Source organism: Streptomyces sp. NBC_01549 (genome assembly GCF_026339955.1).
Taxonomy (GTDB): domain Bacteria; phylum Actinomycetota; class Actinomycetes; order Streptomycetales; family Streptomycetaceae; genus Streptomyces.
Genome location: NZ_JAPEPW010000003.1, coordinates 144,965 through 162,698, shown reverse-complemented (window position 1 = coordinate 162,698; position 17,734 = coordinate 144,965). Strand labels below are relative to the sequence as shown.

At 67.9% G+C, this 17,734-nt stretch carries 14 protein-coding genes and 2 pseudogenes; 9 read left to right on the top strand and 7 right to left on the bottom strand.

The genetic code is table 11. The annotated features are described in order from the left end of the window. Nucleotides 1-95: 95 nt before the first annotated feature. Nucleotides 96-3,683, bottom strand: coding sequence for a BTAD domain-containing putative transcriptional regulator (locus OG819_RS46905; protein WP_266655820.1), 3,588 nt, complete (start codon nt 3,681-3,683; stop codon nt 96-98). Between the two features lie 221 nt (nt 3,684-3,904). Between OG819_RS46905 and OG819_RS46900 the strand changes: the two genes are divergently transcribed. Then, entirely contained in the window at nt 3,905-4,288 is a 384-nt protein-coding gene (locus tag OG819_RS46900; protein WP_266637579.1) for a hypothetical protein, read from the top strand. 327 nt (nt 4,289-4,615) lie between these two features. Beyond that, on the top strand, nt 4,616-5,632 hold the full coding sequence (locus tag OG819_RS46895) for an IS4 family transposase (RefSeq protein WP_266655818.1): 1,017 nt from the start codon (nt 4,616-4,618) through the stop codon (nt 5,630-5,632). A gap of 611 nt (nt 5,633-6,243) precedes the next feature. On the opposite strand, the gene OG819_RS46890 is transcribed toward OG819_RS46895, so the two are convergent. Both OG819_RS46890 and tnpA read right to left on the bottom strand, forming a co-directional pair. After that, nucleotides 6,244-7,083: a LysR family transcriptional regulator gene (locus tag OG819_RS46890; RefSeq protein ID WP_266637577.1), complete on the bottom strand. Its 840-nt coding sequence runs from the start codon at nt 7,081-7,083 to the stop codon at nt 6,244-6,246. 103 nt (nt 7,084-7,186) lie between these two features. Further along, nucleotides 7,187-7,615, bottom strand: coding sequence for an IS200/IS605 family transposase (tnpA, locus tag OG819_RS46885; protein WP_266655816.1), 429 nt, complete (start codon nt 7,613-7,615; stop codon nt 7,187-7,189). Between the two features lie 52 nt (nt 7,616-7,667). Between tnpA and OG819_RS46880 the strand changes: the two genes are divergently transcribed. From OG819_RS46880 to OG819_RS46865, 4 genes and pseudogenes are all read left to right on the top strand, one after another. Next, a complete protein-coding gene (locus OG819_RS46880) occupies nt 7,668-8,867 on the top strand; it encodes a transposase (protein WP_266655814.1) in 1,200 nt (399 codons plus the stop codon). Nucleotides 8,868-8,996: 129 nt separating this feature from the next. Next, the gene (locus OG819_RS46875) at nt 8,997-9,734 is read left to right on the top strand and encodes an SDR family oxidoreductase (protein WP_266638721.1); all 738 of its coding nucleotides are present in this window, start codon (nt 8,997-8,999) and stop codon (nt 9,732-9,734) included. Nucleotides 9,735-10,078: 344 nt separating this feature from the next. Further along, nucleotides 10,079-10,189: pseudogene (locus OG819_RS46870) on the top strand (SDR family NAD(P)-dependent oxidoreductase); the annotation flags it as partial. Nucleotides 10,190-10,220: 31 nt separating this feature from the next. Continuing rightward, nucleotides 10,221-10,646, top strand: coding sequence for an Rrf2 family transcriptional regulator (locus OG819_RS46865; protein ID WP_266637575.1), 426 nt, complete (start codon nt 10,221-10,223; stop codon nt 10,644-10,646). 98 nt (nt 10,647-10,744) lie between these two features. Here the strand turns inward: OG819_RS46865 and OG819_RS46860 are convergent. Then, nucleotides 10,745-11,564 (bottom strand): annotated as a pseudogene (locus tag OG819_RS46860) (IS5 family transposase). Nucleotides 11,565-11,859: 295 nt separating this feature from the next. Here OG819_RS46860 and OG819_RS46855 point away from each other — a divergent pair. Further along, nucleotides 11,860-12,732, top strand: a complete 873-nt coding sequence (locus tag OG819_RS46855) for an IS5 family transposase (RefSeq protein ID WP_323138223.1) — start codon at nt 11,860-11,862, stop codon at nt 12,730-12,732. Here OG819_RS46855 and OG819_RS46850 read toward each other — a convergent pair. Both OG819_RS46850 and OG819_RS46845 read right to left on the bottom strand, forming a co-directional pair. Next, nucleotides 12,680-13,237 (bottom strand): hypothetical protein, encoded by a 558-nt coding sequence (locus tag OG819_RS46850; RefSeq protein ID WP_266637567.1) that lies wholly within the window; start codon nt 13,235-13,237, stop codon nt 12,680-12,682. The genes OG819_RS46855 and OG819_RS46850 overlap by 53 nt on opposite strands. 30 nt (nt 13,238-13,267) lie before the next feature. After that, a complete protein-coding gene (locus OG819_RS46845; protein ID WP_266637565.1) occupies nt 13,268-13,651 on the bottom strand; it encodes a hypothetical protein in 384 nt (127 codons plus the stop codon). A gap of 439 nt (nt 13,652-14,090) precedes the next feature. Between OG819_RS46845 and OG819_RS46840 the strand changes: the two genes are divergently transcribed. Further along, nucleotides 14,091-14,225 carry a hypothetical protein gene (locus OG819_RS46840; RefSeq protein ID WP_266637564.1) on the top strand — a complete coding sequence of 45 codons (135 nt, stop codon included), beginning with the start codon at nt 14,091-14,093 and terminating at the stop codon, nt 14,223-14,225. A 311-nt stretch (nt 14,226-14,536) separates the two neighbouring features. On the opposite strand, the gene OG819_RS46835 is transcribed toward OG819_RS46840, so the two are convergent. After that, complete coding sequence (locus OG819_RS46835) at nt 14,537-15,805, bottom strand: cytochrome P450 (protein WP_266637563.1); 1,269 nt, start codon at nt 15,803-15,805, stop codon at nt 14,537-14,539. A gap of 207 nt (nt 15,806-16,012) precedes the next feature. On the opposite strand from OG819_RS46835, the gene OG819_RS46830 reads away from it, so the two are divergent. Further along, nucleotides 16,013-17,722 (top strand): FAD-dependent monooxygenase, encoded by a 1,710-nt coding sequence (locus tag OG819_RS46830; RefSeq protein ID WP_266637561.1) that lies wholly within the window; start codon nt 16,013-16,015, stop codon nt 17,720-17,722. The last annotated feature ends 12 nt before the right edge of the window (nt 17,723-17,734 follow it).

Sequence of the window (17,734 nt, the reverse complement as noted above, 5' to 3'; positions counted from 1 at the left end):
AGTCATGCCGGGCCCGGAGGCCAGCGGCCCTCTTGCAGGACCGCGGAAAACATAACGGGGGCTCGCTCCAGCGGAGCTTGTGCCGTTCGGGAGCTTCAGGTCCCGGGTGTGATGCCGATTGTCGGAGGCGGGGTTCGGGCGGCGATGCGGTGGGTTTCTTGATCGGCCAGTTCGGACAGGGCCGTTGCCCCGCAGCCAGTGAACAATGCTTTCGCTTGTTCCAGCTGAGCGAGTCCTTCGGGCTGACGGTCGACGACGGACAGCGCGATGCCAGCCGTTAGCCGAGCGGTGGCTTCATAGAGTGGCATTCGTGCTGCGCAGAACGCGGCAGCGGCCTCGCACGCAGCCTCTGCCGCCGCCGCGTCTTCCCTTGTGAGGTGTACCTCAGCGCGAGCCAGCAAAGCGAAGCCGAGCTGTCCGGGCGGTCTGTCGGAGCTCACAGCGGACGCTGCGCGGCCAGCCCACATCTCGGCAGCCGCCACATCGCCCCGGGCCAGTTCCGCACCAGTCAGCAGCCGCAACCACAATGGGCGCACGGGTGCTTCGAACGCAGACATTTCGGGGCCACCGCCCGCTTCGATCACCCTGCGGACGCAGCCTGCCGGATCACCGTTGAGCAGCAGCGCATTGCCGAGCATCCCGAGGATTGCCGACCGGTACTGGGTCGGTTCGGGGCCGGCCTGGGAAAGCGACTCCTCGCAGATCTTCAGTGCTCCGGCGAAGTCTCCCCGCCACATCGAGACCGCCGCGTTCACCGCCTCGGCCAGCGAGCGTGGCTCGTTGCTGCCGACGAGTGATGCCGCCTCCAGCGCGTCGTCGGCGTACGTCGCTGCCTCGTCCAGCTGCCCGAGCCACATCAGGACGTATGCGGAGGCAGCGAACAGATCGGCGAGCATGAGGCTTTGGCCGGTACGACGGGAAAGGTTCAGGCCCTGACCGAGGTGCCGGAGCGCGGAGTCGTAGTGTCCCAGGAACATTTCCGTCCAGCCGATCGTGACAAGGGTGTCGATCTGGCCGACCAGTTGCTGGTCATCGGTTTCGTCGAGTACTTCCAGGACCAGGTCGAAGTAGTCGGTCGATCGGGCGGAGTCCCCGGCCAAGGTATGTGCCAGTGCCAGCAAAGCCCGGACAGCGGTGATCTGCAACGGGTCGCCGATGGTTTCTGCCGAGTGCAGCGCGCGTTCGCCCCAATCGATGGCTGTGGGGAAGTCGGCTGTGCGAAGCGCCACCGTCGCAACCCCCATCTGCAGAGCCGCGGTCTCGGATTCCGGCCGGCCGTCGTGGTCCGCCAGTTCCCGGAGCAGCAGCGACGTCGCCTCCTTGTACCGGCCGAGCTTCCACTCCATCGTGGCTCGGGAGACGGTCAGCCGAGCCCGCTGAGCCCATGCCTCCGCAGGCAGGAGAGAAGCGGCCGTGCGCAGGATGTCGCGGCTTTCCAGCAGTCGTCCGGCCATGCCCAGCGCATCGGCCCGCTGGAGCCACAGTTCGGGCCGCAGTCGACTCTGCTCGCCGAGCAGTCGCAAGGCTTCCTGTGTCCAGTGTGCGGCAGCGGCTGGTGCGATCGTCATCACCTGACGGGCAGCCCGTACAAGTACGTCGACGGCATGTTCATCTCCTACGCGCGCCGAACGCTGAACGTGTGACGCCTGGGCAGTCAGCGGTGCGCCGCGCAGCGCCAGGCCGTCCGCGGCCCGGGTGTGCGCCTCGATCCGCCAGCCGGCGCCCGCCCCCTGGTACACCGCTGCCCGCACCAGCGGATGGCGGAACCGGAATTGGCGCGTGGAGCCGATCTGGCGTACCAAGTCCCGCTCCGCAGCCTCGTCCAGGGCGGCGAGGGCCTGTGCCTCACCGGTTCGGGCCACAACTGCCACCATCTCGGCTTCGAAAGAGTCGCCGAGCACCGCGGCCGCCTGTGTACAGACCCTCGCAGTGGCCGACAGACCTCCCAGCTCCTCCAGCAGCGCGGCACGCACCGATTGCGGCAGATCGTCGGCGACGGGCACCGAGTCAGCCGGGACCGCCGGCGGGCTTTCGTTCCCGGCGCTTCGGGTCAGCGCCTCCAGGTAGAACGGGTTGCCGCCGCTGGCCTCGTACTGCCGTTGGAAACGCCAGTGATCCGTCCTGGCCCCGCACAGCTCCGCTCCCTCAGCCGGGGACAGCGGACCCAACTGGACCCTGGCCACTCTTCCCTCCGTTCCTGCCCGGGCCAGTGCCGCGGCCAGTCGCGGCGGGGCCTGCCGGGGACGGTAGGCGAGGGCGAGGAGCAGCGGTGTCCTTGGCGGGTGCCGTACGAGGTGGTCGATCAGCTCGGCTGTACCGTCATCCGTCCACTGCAGGTCGTCCAGGCTGAGCACGAGCCCGCCGTCGGCACTCAGCGTCTCCAGCAACGTCCGCACCGCCCGGTGGAACCAGTACCGTTCGACCGTCACCGGCTCCGGCCCGGTCGGGAAACGGTCGCAGAGCGCGGGGAAGACCGTACTCAGCAGAGCGAACGCGCCGGGCGGTGATCCATCAGGCCGGAGCCGGAGGAAGTCCACATTGCCAAGGTGGTCGTCCAAGGCGTCCACGAACGCACCGTAGGGAGCCCGGTCGAACTCCACGCTGCGTCCGGCCAAGGACACGAAACCGCGCTGTCTCGCGCGCTCGCCCAGTTCGCCGAGCAGCCGTGTCTTTCCGATCCCGGGTTCCCCGACCACCTCGACCACCCCTGGCACACCGGCCAAGGCATCCTCGATCGCACTGTCGAGGACCGTCAACTCCGCTGCCCGCCCGATCAGGCGGCTCCACGTCCGGGGCCGCCGCGGTGTCAGCGGAGTGGGCAGGGCACCACCGTCCCGTGCGGTGGGCACCGGCGGGGGCGTGGGTAACGGGCGCGGCACGAGGGCGGGTGCGGATCCCGGAGCGCGCCTGGCGGCGGGGCCGGCGGCCGGGACGTTCAGTGCGGGATCGGTGGTGAGGATCTGCCGGTGCAGTTGCCGCAGCGGGAGGCTGGGGTCACAGCCGAGTTCTTCGGCGAGCAGCAGCCGGGTTTGCTGGTACTGGTTGAGGGCATCGGCTGGGCGACCGCAGCGGTACAGGGCGAGGATGAACTGGCCGGCCAGTCGTTCGTCCAGTGGGTGTATCTCGACCCGGGCGGACAATTCGGCCAACAGTCCGGTGTGGTGACCGCAGCGGAGCCGAACGTCGGTGTGGTCCAGCTCGGCCGCAATCCGTTCTTGGTCCACGGCGTCGCGGAGGGCGTTGATCCAAGGGGTGTCCAGACCCGCGAGGGCATCTCCCCGCCAGAGGCCGAGTGCCTGCCCGAACAGGGTTGCAGCCTGCTCGTCCTGCTCGTTCTGCGCGGCCGTGCGGGCCCGTGCGGCAGTGTCATGGAAGCGGTGCAGATCCACTGCCTTCGCCTCGACGTTGAGGACATAGCCACCGGATCGCCGGACGATATCCGCCCCCTCAGCGATGGCCAAAGCTTGCCGCAGACGGGAGAGGTAGCCGTAGAGCGCGTTCCGGACCCGCTGTGGAGAACGATCGGCCCAGACGCGCTCGACAAGCTGGTCCACCAGAACCACCCGGTTGGCGTCCACAAGCAGCACTGCGAGCACACACCGCTGCCGGGCATGGCCCAAATCAAGGGTTCGGCCGTCCACACGCGCCTCGACGCTGCCGAGCAAATCGAACTCAACCGTCACCGCACCCCCCCGAGTCTCAAGTCCCCACCCTGGCATAGCGCCTTCGACCAGCCAATTCAACGTTTACCCAAGGTTCGCCGACGGTCGGCCGCGCACCGTGGTCCAGGACAGGGAACAGCACGACACGCAAACCGGGAGGATTGTCATGTGCCATGCAAATGCATACCTCCCCGTTTTACCCGCGAGAAGACAGCCACGGATCTCAGGACGAAGGAGTCACCATGGGAATGCAGCGGGTCAAGCACAAGGCCGGGGTCGTGCTCGCGGCCACCGCGCTACTGACGGGCGGGTCCGGGTTCGCCGCGGCAACCACGGCGCAGGCGGCAGCGGCCGCGACCTGCTGGGGCACGAACCAGACGAACAACTCCTCCCTCGTGACCACGCTGAAAGGCACGTACAACCTGAAGGTCGGTGTCGGCTCGGTCTGTGGGAACGTCCGTTCAGTGAGCAGCGGCAGCACCTTCTATGTGTGGTGCGGGGCCATAAACCCGGACTCGGGTGTGCTGTGGTTCCTCGGCAGGGTCAAGGGGGACTCCGTTGCCAACATCGGCTACATGTCCTCGGACAATCTGAAGTACGTCAGCGGCACCTGGGACTACTGCTGAGCCAGCCCCTCGGTGGGCGGCGCGGCGGTGCCGTCCGCCCGCCGAGGGCGCGCACGACCCGGGCCGGTTTGCAGACCGCATTCCAGCCTGGTCCGGGGCGCCCAGGGTCCATTCCGAATTGGTCGGGTAGCCCGAGGGGATCTCACCCAATGCCAGCAACTTAGGGAGATCACTGTCCGTGTTGGTCCCTGATCGGCTGGCAGTCCGGTGTTCCGCCGGACGCGACGAAGCTCCTCGGCTACGACTGGTGATTGTCGAGATCAACCAGGTAGTCGAGGAGCTTCGTTGTCGGGTCATGGTGCCATGGACAGGGGCTGGTCTTCCAGCGTGGGGCGGCTGTTGAACGGGGTGGGAGGCGGTGTGCTGGCCTGCTATGTCCCGCCGGGCCTGGTCGATGAGGCGCTGGCGGTGACCGGCCGGGCTCACCGGCGTTTCCGGTCGCTGCCGGCGCGGCTGGGCGTCTACTTCGTTCTGGCGTTGTGCCTGTTCAGCGGCGCAAGCTACGGGAGTGTGATCGCCAAACTGGTCTCGGGGCGCCGGGGCGGCCTCGGAGCTGCGGGCTGGCGCCTGCCGTCGACGACGGCGCTGACCAAGCTGCGTCGCCGGCTGGGGGCAGCCCCGTTCGAGCTGCTGTTCCAGCGCCTTTCCGGCACGTCGGTGTGCCGCCGTACTCCGTGGTCACATGCGTTCGGGCTACTCCTGGTCGCGTGGGACGGCACCAACGTGGATATGGCCGACTCGCCGGCGAATGCCGAAGCGTTCGGCCGCCCCAGCTGCAAGAAGGGAGCGGCCGGGAATCCGCAGTCACGCCTGGTCGTGCTGATCGCGTGCGGCAGCCGCCGGATCATCGACGCGGCGTTCGGCACCTACCGGACCGGCGAACGAGCCCTGGCCGAGCGGATATTGCCCGCCCTTCGGCCCGGCATGCTGGTGCTGGCCGACCGGGGATTCTTCAGCTACCGCCTGTGGTGCGCAGCTCAGGCGACCGAGGCCCACCTGCTGTGGCGGGTTCAGGCCGATCTGCACCTGCCCGTCCAGCGGGTCCTGCCCGACGGGTCCTTCCTGTCCCGGCTGACCGACCCCGCCGACTCCACCCGCCATGCCAAGAAGAGGGCACGTCGCCGCAAGGCCGGGCAGGCACCGCCGCCCCCGCTGGCGCCCCGCGGCCCCGTGGTGCGCGTAGTCGAGGCCGTCATCACCGTGCGCACCGATGACGGCACTGCACGGACCGGCCACTACCGCCTGGTCACTCTTGGCATAGGTGGCAGCGAGTTCGGCGGCGGGTGCGGTCCGCGGGCCGAGCAGTGGGCATGCGAGACAGGATTCCGAGAGATCAAGACCTAGCTGCGCGGCACGCGCCGCGCTCTGCGCGCCGCCGACCCTGAAGCCGCCCGCCAGGAACTGTGGGCCTACCTCATCGTCTACCAGGCGATCCGGCACATCATCTGCCTCGCCGCCCTGCGCGGGGACGACCTCGAGCCCGCGAGGATCTCCTTCACCGCCGCCCGCGACGCCGTCCAGGACGCCATCACTATCACGCCCCGGTGCGCCGATGCGCACGCCGAACAGATCTACCGGGACTTGTCCCGGCGCCTGATCACGAAACACGTCACCTGCCGGACGTGCCCGCGCATGGCCAAACGGCCCCTGTTCCATTTCCCCTCGCGGCAAGCCTCCATCGCTCCGGCCTCGCAGAACGCCACCTACCACCTCGCCATCGTCACCCCGGACATCGCGAACGCGCAGACTCAGCACCAACATGAACATGATCAGGGGCGCACCGCGACCCAACCCCGCGCTGCCTAAAGTTGCTGGCATTGGGTGCGATTCCCCCGGGCCACCCGACCCTCCGGCCCGGGATCGCTCCATGAGCGTCTCGGGTCGTTTGACGGTTTCGCCGACCGACGATCCGGACAGTCGGCCGCATTCCACGCGAGCGGATAGAGAACAGCCCGTCAAAGACGTGTTGCTACGCGGATCAGGTCGGCGACTGCGCGAAGTCGGCTCTGCGACGGCCAAGCGATCACCGTTGTCACGGGCGGAGCATCCAGGACCGGCACGGCGGCGAGATCCCGGCGTAGGTCGGTGCTGGCGGACTCGGGCATGATCACGGTGGTACGGCCGAGCGCGATCAGCTGGAAGAGCTGTGTCAGGTTCCGTACCTCTGCTCCTGATCCCTCCGGGTAGTTGCCGCCAGGACCGGGCCAGCGAGCCATCGGGAGTTCCGGCAATGCGGTGATCTCGGCCACCCGGATCTGAGAGCGGCCAGCAAGTGGGTGTGAGGTGGGCAGGATCGCCACCTGTCCCTCGGTGTGCAGGGTTTCGGTGTCTAGTCCGGCCGTCGAATCGAATGGCAAGTGCAGCAGAGCCACGTCGGCTTGCCCGTCCTGCAGCAATTTCTGTTGCTGATGCGCCTCGCAGAGCAAGAGATCGACGGTGGCCGCGCCAGGCTCCGCGCGGTAGGCATCGAGCAGTTTGGCCAGCAACTCGCCGGCGGTGCCGGATTTGACGGCGAGGACGAGGCGGGGGCGCCTTTGTGCAGCCTGCTGGGTACGCCGCTCAGCTGCGGCTACCGCGCTGAGGATCGCGCGCCCCTCGGACAGCAGCACGGCTCCGGCCTCGGTGAGCGTGACCTTGCGGCTGGTGCGCTCCAGCAGGGTGACCCCGAGCTGTCGTTCGAGCCGGGCGATGGCTCGGGACAGGGGCGGCTGGGCTATCTCCAGACGCTGGGCAGCCCTGCCGAAGTGCAGTTCCTCGGCGACGGCGACGAAGTACCGCAGCTCGCGTATCTCCATCCCTGATCTTGCGTGGGTATCCCCGGCTTCAGCCGGGGAGGGAAACGCATCCTCGGACCGGAGGCGCGCAGCGCCGGAGTTCGCTGCGCCTCTTCGGTGACGGTCAGGTGGGCCGCTTCTGGCCCTCGATGTACTGACGGACGATGCTGAGCGGTGCGCCGCCGCACGAACCGGCGAAGTAGGAGCGCGACCAGAACACGGAGCCCAGCCCGATGCGGTTGATGCGGCCGGTGTACTCGGCGCGCAGGTAACGGGAGCTGACGCCCTTCAGGCTGTTGATCAGCTTGGACAGGGCGACCTTCGGCGGATAGTGCACGAGCAGGTGTACGTGATCGGTTTCGCCGTTGAACTCCTTCAGCTCCGTCTCGAAGCTGCCGCACACCTCCCGCATGATCTCCTCGCACCGCTTCAGCATGGCGTCATCAAAGACGTCCTTGCGGTACTTAGTGACGAACACCAAGTGGGCGTGCAGATTGTAGGTGACGTGACGGCCGGTACGGATATCGGGGTTTGGTTCCCAGCGCGGTGACATACACCAAGGGTAGTATGATCTTCGAAGCTGACCAGGAAAGGGGGTGGGCCGGATGATCCGTGCGTACAAGTTCCTCATGCGGCCCACCGTGGGCCAGGCGGCAGCGCTCAGTGAGATGCTGCGTGATCACTGCTCCCTCTACAACGGGGCGTTGCAGGAACGCCGCGACGCCTACCGGCACGCCTCGAAGACGACGATCCGGTATGGGCAGCAGTCGGCCCAGCTCAAGGACATCCGGGCCTTCGACCCCGAGCGTCAGGGCCGCTGGTCGTTCTCCAGCCAGCAGGCGACCTTGCGCCGGCTGGACAAGGCGTTCGCCGCGTTCTTCCGGCGCGTGAAGGCAGCGGACAAGCCGGGGTATCCGCGTTTCCGGTCGCGCAAGCGGTTCGACACCGTGGACTTTCCCAAGGACGGTGACGGCTGCCGCTGGGACTCCACCCCGCACGACCCCGTCACCCGCGTGCGCCTCCAAGGCGTCGGCCACGTCAAGGTCCACCAGCACCGGCCCGTAGTCGGCAAGGTCAAGACGATCAGCGTCAAGCGTGAAGGGCGCCGCTGGTACGTCGTCCTGACCGCCGAGCAGCCCCAGCCCGAACCGCTCCCGGCAACCGGGTCTGTGGTCGGTATCGACATGGGCATAGCCAACTTCCTCGCTGACTCCAACGGCGAGTTCGTACCCAACCCCCGCCACGGCGCGAAGGCCGCCGCGAAACTCGAAGCCGCCCAGCAGGCTCTCAGCCGCTGCAAGCGGGGCTCCAAGCGCCGCCGCAAGGCCGTGGAAGCCGTGGCCCGGCTGCACCGCAAGGTCCGCCGTCAGCGCCTGGACCACGCGCACAAGACCGCGCTCGGTCTCGTCCGTGAGCACGACTTCATCGCGCACGAAGACCTCAAGATCCGCAACATGAGCAAGGCCCCCGCACCCAAGCCGAACCCTGAACAGCCGGGCAGCTTCCTGCCCAACGGGGCCAGCGCGAAAGCGGGACTCAACCGCTCGATCGCCGATGCCGGATGGGGGGTGTTCCTCGCGATCCTGGCCGCCAAGGCGGAAGGAGCCGGACGGCAAGTGATGGCGGTGGACCCCCGCAACACCTCCCGGCGGTGCCCCGAATGCGGGAACACCACCAAGGAGAACCGGACAACCCAGGAGAAGTTCCACTGCGTCTCGTGTGACCACCAGGCACACGCGGACACCGTGGGTGCGATCAACGTTCTACGGGCCGGGCTGGTCCGCCGCGACGCCAACCCGGCATAGCGAGAAGCCCCCTCGTTCACGAGGGGGAGGAGTCACGCAGTCACAGTAAGTCCGGCGGACGGTCGATTGATGTCGTTCGGGTATTGGTGCGTTACCGAGGAGGTGTTGGTGCCTGGTCGAAGCGCGGCCATGCTCGCTGTCATGAGTGAGAAGACAATCGCACTGGTCACCGGTGCGAACAAGGGAATCGGGTACGAGATCGCGGCCGGGCTGGGTGCATTGGGCTGGAGCGTCGGTGTCGGCGCTCGGGACGAGCAGCGCAGGATGGACGCCGTGGCGAAACTGCGCGCGGCGGGTGCCGACGCGTTCGGCGTGCCCTTGGACGTGACCGACGACGAGAGCGTGACCGCCGCGTCGCAGCTGATCGAGGAGCGAGCGGGACGCCTTGACGTGCTGGTCAATAACGCCGGCGTCGCAGGCGGCTGGCCAGAGGTGCCTACAACCATCGACCTGGAGACCGTGCGGCGGCTGGTGGAGACCAACGTCATCGGCGTCATCCGGGTCACCAACGCGATGCTGCCGCTGCTGCGCCACTCAGCGCACCCGCGGATCGTCAACCAGTCCAGCCATGTCGGCTCTCTGGCCCTGCAGACCACGCCCGGTGTCGACCTCGGAGGGATCAGCGGGGCTTACGCGCCGACGAAGACCTACCTCAACGCCGTCACCATCCAGTACGCCAAGGAGCTGAGCGGCACCAACATTTTGATCAACAACGCTTGCCCCGGCTACGTGGCTACCGACCTCAACGGGTTCAGCGGTACTCAGACCCCTGAGCAGGGCGCGGTGATCGCCATCCGGCTGGCAGCTCTGCCCGACGGCGGCCCCACCGGTCAGCTGTTCGACGACAATGGAGTCGTGCCATGGTGATGTTCTGATGTGTTCCTGCTCGCCTGGGCTGCGGTTCAACGCGCCCCACCAGCGCCCTGTGAGCAGCCGTCACCCACGGCTGAGCTTGTTCTTTCGCCTCCGGACTCGACGGGTGGGGTCGGAGTTTTGAAGATCCGGAAGTCGGCCTGGGTTCATGACTTGTGTGGATTGGTAGTGGTGAGGTGCCGTTCGGAGCCGCTTTAGGGCCGAACGGCACCGTTCGTCGGGTGTGGGTGAGAGGAAGATGGCGGCCGACTTGACCTCGTGACGCCGGGCCCTCGGCCGCGCAATGAAGCCGCTGCCAATTGCCCACAACCCCGCGTCGAGTACCCCCTTGCGCGCTGGACGCAGCGGTCACCGCCGCGGTCGCGCAGGTCATGAAGCGGTACGGCCGGATCGATCTGCTGGTCAACAACGCCGGTGTCGGCTCGGCCGGAGCCGCCGAGGAGGGTTCCGAGAAGCTAGATACTCATGTAGTATCTGAACATGCCTGGCGCGAACACCCAATTTTCGATCGCTGTCCACGTGCTGGCGGCGATCGCACACAACGATGGAACCTTCACGTCTGAACATCTGGCGGGCAGCGTGAATGCGAACCCTATTTTCGTCAAGAGAATCCTGGTCAAGCTCTCGAAGGCGAAGCTGGTCGCTTCGACTGTTGGCAAGTCGGGCGGTTATGCCCTGGCGCGAAGTCCGGAGAGCATTTCTCTTTTGGACGTCTACTCTGCCGTCACTCCACCAGAACCGTTCGCGATCCACACCTATCCCGAAAAGGAGGACTGCGTCGTGAGCCGCAACATCAAGGAAGTCATGAGTGACGTGCGGGCTGAGGCTCAGAAGGTCCTGGAAGGGGAGCTGAGGCGGACATCACTGGCGGACGTGGTGCTCCGAATTAGGGCTAGGTCCGTCTAGCTTCATGACCAAGATCAGGGCCAGACCGGGTTTTTTTAACCCAAATAGATACGTTTGTGGTAACTAATGCTCAACGAAGGGAACACAAGATGGCACGCTCATGCGGTCCTCCAGGAGGCGCTGGTGGCTCCTGTGAGGCGACGGCTCATGACGGAGGCCATCGCCCACAGAACGCGGGAGCGGGAGGAGGCGGGGCGGTGTTCGTAGTCGCGTACGAGACGGCGGTAGAACATCAGGATCCCGTTCGTCTGCTCCACGATCCACCGTTTGGCCTGTGGAACGAAGCCCTTGTCGTCCGGGTTGCGCTCGACGATCTCGACGTCGATACCCACGTGTCTGCCGTGCTCGACGACCTTCTTCTTGAAGCCCTGGTCGACCAGGGCCTTTTTCACCGTGTCGCACTGCTCGGTGACAGCGTCCAGCAGGGCGATGCCGGCGGTGTTCTCGTGCGCGGAGGCGGGCAGGACGACGCAGTCAATGACGAGGCCCAGCACGTCCACGGCCAGGCATCTCTTCCTGCCCGGCACCCGTCCCGGCCCGTCGTCGTGGCCGGGACGCCGACGGCCACGTGGATGCTCTGCGTGTCCAGGACCACCAGGCTCGGGTCGGCTAATCGTTTCCGCTTCTCCCGCAGCTGCCAGCGCAGCACGTCGTGAATGTCCTGGTCGGTGCCCTCGTCGCGCCAGAGGTAGAAGTAGTACTTCACCGCTCCGGGCGGGGGCATGTCTTGGGCCCGAACTCCCACTGACAACCCGTGCGGTTCTGGTAGAGGATGGCGTTCACGATCTCCCGCATCGCGTACTTCCCCTGATGCCCGCTGACCGACGGATGCCGGGCCTTCCATGCCGTGATCACGGGTTCGACGAGCTCCCACTGCTCATCGGTGAGATCGCTCGGGTACGGCTTGCGCATGCTCATGCCACAACTCAAGCGAACCCCGAACTCCTGACCACCAGCGATGCCCCAACATCACACCATCGAGCGATGACAAGACCGACGGAACGCCACATCCCGCACTCTGAGAAGCCGTATCTCAACCGATCTTGGAACGTGCAGATCGAACAGGCGTCTCGGCCGGGTGATCTTCCTACTGCGCGCGCATGAAGGCAGGGCCTCTTGGTAGCTCGGGGGTGCGACCCCATCCGAGCGGTTCCAGGAGGCCCTGTTGTCGTTGTTGTACGCGCCCGAGCCCACCGAGTTCAACTCGTCCGCCATGTCGTGCGATTGTCTCGCGCACGTGTACGGCAACGCGGCCGACCATCCTGACCGGGTGCGCCGGTACCCGTCGGACATGAGCGACGCGGAGTGGGCGGCCATCCGGTCTTTGTTGCCGGTGCCGGCCTGGCTTCAGGGCCGGGGCGGGCAGCCCGAGGGCTACTGCCACCGCCAGCTGATGGACGCGATCCGTTACCTGGTCGCGGGCGGGATCTCCTGGCGGGCGATGCCCGCGGACTTCCCCGCCTGGGGCCGGGTCTACGCCTTCTTCCGCCGCTGGCGCGAGCACGGACTGATCTCGGAGTTCCACGACCGACTGCGCGGGAAGGTCCGCGAGCGCGAGGGCCGCGAGGCGGAACCCTCAGCGGGGATCATCGACGCGCAGTCGGTCAAGGGGGCCGCGTCGGTGCCCACGGTCTCGCGGGGCTTCGACGGCGGGAAGAAGATCAACGGCCGCAAAAGGCACATCGTGACCGACACGCTGGGCCTCCTGCTGGTCGTCGCGGTCACCGCCGCGAACATCGGCGACCGGGACGCCGCGGCGGGCCTGCTGCAGCGGCTGCACCGACTGCACCGCGACATCACGCTCGTCTGGGCCGACGGCGGCTACACCGGCGGCCTGGTCGGCTGGTGTCGTCAGAAACTCGCCCTGGCCTTGGAGATCGTCAAGCGCACCGATGACGTGGAGGGGTTCGTGGTGCTGCCGAGACGGTGGGTGGTCGAGCGCACGTTCGCATGGTTGCTCAGCTCCCGCCGTCTCGCCCGGGATTACGAGACCCTGCCCGCTACCAGCGAGGCGATGATCCGGTGGTCGATGGTCACGCGGATGGGCCGGCGTCTGGCACGGCCACGGGCCGCCGACCGGCGCTGAACATTCCCGACGTCTCCTGCAGGAGCCACCCTCGCTCCGCCAGGCGCCTGGCCTTCGAGCGCACCCCCTCGACCTTCGCCGGCGTCGTCCGAAGGCCCAGCCCCACCGCGATCTCCTTGGCCTTGAGCGGTCCTTGGCCCGCCGGGGCCCGCTCCTCCACCACACCAAGAATCCGCTGGTAGTCCGACGTCAGCGCCGACACCGGCAGCCCGTCCCGCCACGGCGGCACCGTCGAGCCCGGCATCGGTGCTGGCGAGGGCGCTGTCGCCTGCTCGGCCTCGGTCAGGGGTTCGCTCACGGCAGTTGTCTCGCCCGCAGAGGCGGCCAACGCCTCGACCAGTTCCTCCCGCGCGATCACCCGCCGGTCCAGCTCGATCTCCGCAGCCTCCAACACCTCAGCCAGCCGCGCGACTTCCTCCCGCAGCCCCTCCACCCGCACACGGGCAGCCGTCTCCCGCTCCTCCAGCATTCCCAGCACCGACGCCACCGCGCACCCCTCGGTCATGAAGCGGACACAAGACGCCGCATCCCTCCCTCACTCCGAGCGAAACCATGCTTGACCAGCAAGAATCAACCGATCACGTTCGGTTGAGATACGGCTTCTGATGCCAGCGGAGCGGGGCGGGATTGGGTGTCGGTGAGATTTGACTCCACTGAGGGCCTTGCGGTGGGAGGATACGGAGTGCATCAAGTAGCCCTGGGTGGCCCAAGTGCCCCTTTCGAAGGTCGAGTTGTGCGCGGCGATCCGCCATGACGCTCGGGTCGAAGGGCTGTCCAGCAGGGCGTTGTCGTCGACGATGCACCGCGTGCTGTCGGGCCGGGCCTCGTCCTCGGCGAGGGCATCGAGGAAGAGCGGCACGCACGCGAGCCCGCCGTGCGCGTCGGGGCACCGGACGGCCGCGTTGAACTCGTCGAGCACGCATGCGTGTTCCGCCTCGGTGAGCGGGGTCCGGCGGCGAACCGTACGGGGGATGCTCCGAAGAGACAGCGTGCCGACCACCTTGAGCCGTTGCCGTCCGCCTGTCCACCCCGTACTTCATTTCGCTCAAACCGCCAAGGCCCGGGTCGGTTCAGCAGTGATCGCCAGGGGCGGGTTCGGGACTCTTGCCGAGGTCCGCGAGGAGGCTCCGGATGCTGTCGGCGATGGCGGTGTGGTGTTCGACCTCGCGGGGCCAGCCGCGTTCGATGGCGTCCTGGGCGAGCTGCTCCTCTCGGGAGAGTCGGGTTCGCAGGCGTGGTGCGTACTCGTTGGTGGTGAGGAACTTCGAGCAGCGGAGGTAGAGGTCGCACTCGCAGGGTCCATCGGCGGGTGCCCGTAGGCAGGGCCCAGTTCGAGCTCGGTCTTGAAGAAGTTGGTCTTGAGCCGGTTCAGAGTGTTCTCGCCGATCCGGCTGCTGAGCAGTTCCTCCGCGGCCGGGCCCGCGATCCGGCCGCCGGCGGCGATGACCTTCTCGTACTGTTCCTTCAAGACGGGGTCGCTGATGGGGGAGTAGGCGGCCGACATCTGCGCGCTGCGGTGCCCGAGGATCGCCATGATGGTCTGGATCTGGGCCCCGGCTGGCCAACGTGGCAGCGCCGTTCAGGTGGCTGTCGTACTACATCCGGCGCCGCCGCCTCTCATTCAGTCAGCCACGCCACCACCACCTCCAGCTTCTGCCGCAGTGGACCGATCAGCTCATCAAAACGCCCCGTACCACATCAACGGGCGCAAGTCCCGGAAGGAACTCATAGATTCCCGACGGGCCCCCGGAGGCCAGCGGCATGGGGACCCCGACCGTATGAATCCGGCCAGTCGGCGATGCGCTCAGTCGGCGATCCGCTCCGGATCGAGCACCACGGGCAGCTCGGCAAGTCCGCGGAACGCCGGGAAGGGCACGGTCAGCCAGCGCACCTCGTGCGGAGGCACGGCCAGCGTGATCTCGGGATACCGGCGGAACAGCGTGGTGAGCGCGATGTGCATCTCCAGGCGGGCCAGCGGCGCCCCGATGCAGTGGTGGGGGCCGTGGCCCAAGGCCAGGTGGGGCTGGCTTCTGGTGCGCGTGACGTCGAGCCGGTCGGGTTCGGGGTACGCCTGCGGGTCGCGGTTCGCGGAGGTGATGGCGACCTGGACGAGGGCGCCCTTGGGGATCACCACACCGCGCATCGGGATGTCCTCGGTGGCGTGGCGGAAGGTGGAGCTCTCCACCGACCCCTCGTACCGCAGCAGTTCCTCGATGGCCTGCTTCAGGGCCTCGGGGCTCGCGAGGGCCGCGCGGCGCTGGTCCGGCTTCGAGAGCAGGTGGTACACGGCGTTGCCGATGAGGTACGCGGTGGTCTTGTGTCCCGCGAAGAACAGCACCCACGCCGTCGAGACCAGCTCATGGTCCGTCAGGGCGCCGTCCTGGTCCTGGGCCGCAATGAGCGCGCTCATCAGGTCGTCGCCGGGCGTGCTGCGCTTGCGCGCCACGAGGTCGACCAGGAAGTCGCGCAGTTTCCCCTCGGCCTCCTCCAGTGCCTTCTTCGCCTCCGGGCCGAATCCGGTCTTCGCCACGGTGACCGCCCACTGATGGGCGCGCTCGCGCTCGTCCTCCGGCACGCCGAGGAGCTCGCAGATGACCTGGAGCGGCAGCGGGAACGTGAAGTTCGGGAGCAGGTCAACGGACGCGTCGGTCGGACAACGCTCCAGCAGTTCCTCGGTGACCTGCTGGATACGCGGGCGCAGCAACTCCACGCGGCGCGAGGTGAAGGCGCCCTGCACGATCCGCCGGAGCCGGGTGTGCTTGGGCGGGTCGGAGAACAGCATGTTGTCGTCGAGCGCGATGGAGGAGTCGCCGAAGATGCGGTGGTACGCGTCGAGGGCGCCGTACATGTCCTTGCTCAGCCGGGGGTCGGCCAGCGCGGCGCGCGCGTCGTCGTAACGGGTGATCAGGTAGGTCTCCACGCCGTGCGGCGGCTGCAGCGGGCACACCGGGGCGGTCTTCCTCAACGCCGCGTACACGGGGTGCGGATTGGCGCGGAAGTCGGGTGTGCATCGGGAGGCGGCGGCCACGGGGTCCGTGGATCCGGGTTCGGTTTGCATGGGTGTTCGCGTCATGGCCTCGACGGTTCCCGGCGGGCGGCCACCAGCAAACGTCCTTAGCCTGTCCAGGGCAACGCCGGGACGCGGTGTCGCGATCGGAGCAACAGGAGGTGCGGAGCCCGTGAAGCGGGCGAAGGATGCCGAATGGAACTGCCCCGAGTCGCCGTTTCCCACGGCTTTCGGGCGTTCGGCTTCGGACGACAGACGATAGGGGACCAGCCGATGAGCAGACGAGCCGTGGAATCCGTACCAGTCCTGGTGGTGGGCGGTTCCCTGGTGGGCCTGTCCACGTCAGTGTTTCTCGGCCGCCTCGGCGTCGAGCACCTTCTCGTCGAGCGTCACGCCGCGACGTCCACCCACCCCCGCGGCCGTGGGAACAACCTGCGCACCATGGAGCTGTTCCGGACCGCGGGCGTCGAGCAGGACATCCGCGCCGCGGCGGGCGCCCTGGCCGGAAACGACGGCGTCCTCCAGGCGAGCACGCTCTCCGGCGGCGACCGCCGGTGGATCGTCAAGGCCATCGACACGGGTCCGGCCCTGTCGCAGATCACCTCGTCCGGCTGGTGTCTGTGCAGTCAGAACGACCTCGAGCCCGTTCTCCTGCGCTACGCCGGCTCCCTGGGCGGAGACATCCGCTTCGGCACCGAGCTGGTCTCCTTCACTCAGGACGACGAAGGGGTGCACGCGGAGGTACGGGACCGTGACAGCGGCGAGACGCGCATCGTGCACGCCCGATACCTGGTGGCCGCCGACGGGCCCCGCAGCCCGGTGCGCGAGCGGTTGGGCATCACCCAGTCGGGACCGGGCGCGTTGTTCCACAACGTGAGCATCACGTTCCGCAGCAAGAAGCTGCAGGACATCGTCGGCGACAGGCGCTTCGTCGTCTGCTACATCACCGATCCCGCCGGAGAGGGTGCGCTGCTGCCGGTGGACAACCGCGAGCAGTGGGTCTTCCACGCCCCCTGGGCCCCGGACCGGGGCGAGACACTGGACGACTTCACCGACGCGCGCATCGCCGCCCACATCCGCGCCGCGGCGGGCGTCCCCGACCTCGACATCGAGGTCACCGGAAAGGCCCCCTGGCACGCCGCGGACCGCGTGGCCGACAGCTATGGCGAGGGCCGGGTCTTCCTGGCCGGTGACTCGGCGCACGAGATGCCCCCCACCGGGGCCTTCGGCTCCAACACCGGTATCCAGGACGCCCACAACCTCGCCTGGAAGATCGCAGCCGTCCTGCGCAGCTGGGCCGGACCGGGGCTGCTCGACACCTACCAGACAGAGCGTCGGCCGGTCGCGCTCGCGACGACCGCCCGCGCCCTGTTCCAGGCGGGCGAGGAAGAGCATCCGGGCTACACCCCGGAGAAGAAGCGCAAGGACGATCCGGCCGACGCGTTGACGGTGGCCCTGTGCTATCGCTACCCGTCGGGCGCCGTCGTCGGCGCCGACCCGGACGCCGCGATCGTGCCCGACCAATTCCAGTTGGGCGGCGCCCCCGGGAGCCGCGCCCCGCACATGTGGCTGACCACCCGGGACGGCCGGCGGATCTCCACCCTGGACCTGTACGAACGGTCCTTCGTCGTCCTCACCGGCCCCGGAGGCGAGGCCTGGCGCACTGCGGCCCGCGGTGTCGCCGCACGCCTGGGCATCCCGGTGGAAGGCTACGTCGTCGGCGCGGACCACGACCTCGTCCCCGAGGACGGGGCCGACTGGGCGGCGCAGCACGGCACGGCGGAGTCCGGTGCCGTCCTGGTCCGCCCCGACGGCTTCGTGGCATGGCGGTCGCCCAAGCTCGTACCGGACCCGGAACGGGCCCTCACGGACATGCTGATGACGGTGCTTCGCCGCGCGACGCCACCGAACGCCGCGGCCAAGCCGCGGCGGACGACCACGACGGAGCAGCCGCTGGCGACGACATCCGACGGGCGCGTCTGAGCGCCTCCACTG

Bases quoted from the DNA above. Each gene is read 5' to 3' on its own strand.
- OG819_RS46900 (WP_266637579.1), top strand. From the start codon at position 3,905: ATGGGAATGCAGCGGGTCAAGCACAAGGCCGGGGTCGTGCTCGCGGCC.
- OG819_RS46890 (WP_266637577.1), bottom strand. From the start codon at position 7,083: ATGGAGATACGCGAGCTGCGGTACTTCGTCGCCGTCGCCGAGGAACTG.
- tnpA (WP_266655816.1), bottom strand. From the start codon at position 7,615: ATGTCACCGCGCTGGGAACCAAACCCCGATATCCGTACCGGCCGTCAC.
- OG819_RS46880 (WP_266655814.1), top strand. From the start codon at position 7,668: ATGATCCGTGCGTACAAGTTCCTCATGCGGCCCACCGTGGGCCAGGCG.
- OG819_RS46875 (WP_266638721.1), top strand. From the start codon at position 8,997: ATGCTCGCTGTCATGAGTGAGAAGACAATCGCACTGGTCACCGGTGCG.
- OG819_RS46865 (WP_266637575.1), top strand. From the start codon at position 10,221: ATGCCTGGCGCGAACACCCAATTTTCGATCGCTGTCCACGTGCTGGCG.
- OG819_RS46855 (WP_323138223.1), top strand. From the start codon at position 11,860: ATGTCGTGCGATTGTCTCGCGCACGTGTACGGCAACGCGGCCGACCAT.
- OG819_RS46850 (WP_266637567.1), bottom strand. From the start codon at position 13,237: ATGACCGAGGGGTGCGCGGTGGCGTCGGTGCTGGGAATGCTGGAGGAG.
- OG819_RS46835 (WP_266637563.1), bottom strand. From the start codon at position 15,805: ATGACGCGAACACCCATGCAAACCGAACCCGGATCCACGGACCCCGTG.
- OG819_RS46830 (WP_266637561.1), top strand. From the start codon at position 16,013: ATGAGCAGACGAGCCGTGGAATCCGTACCAGTCCTGGTGGTGGGCGGT.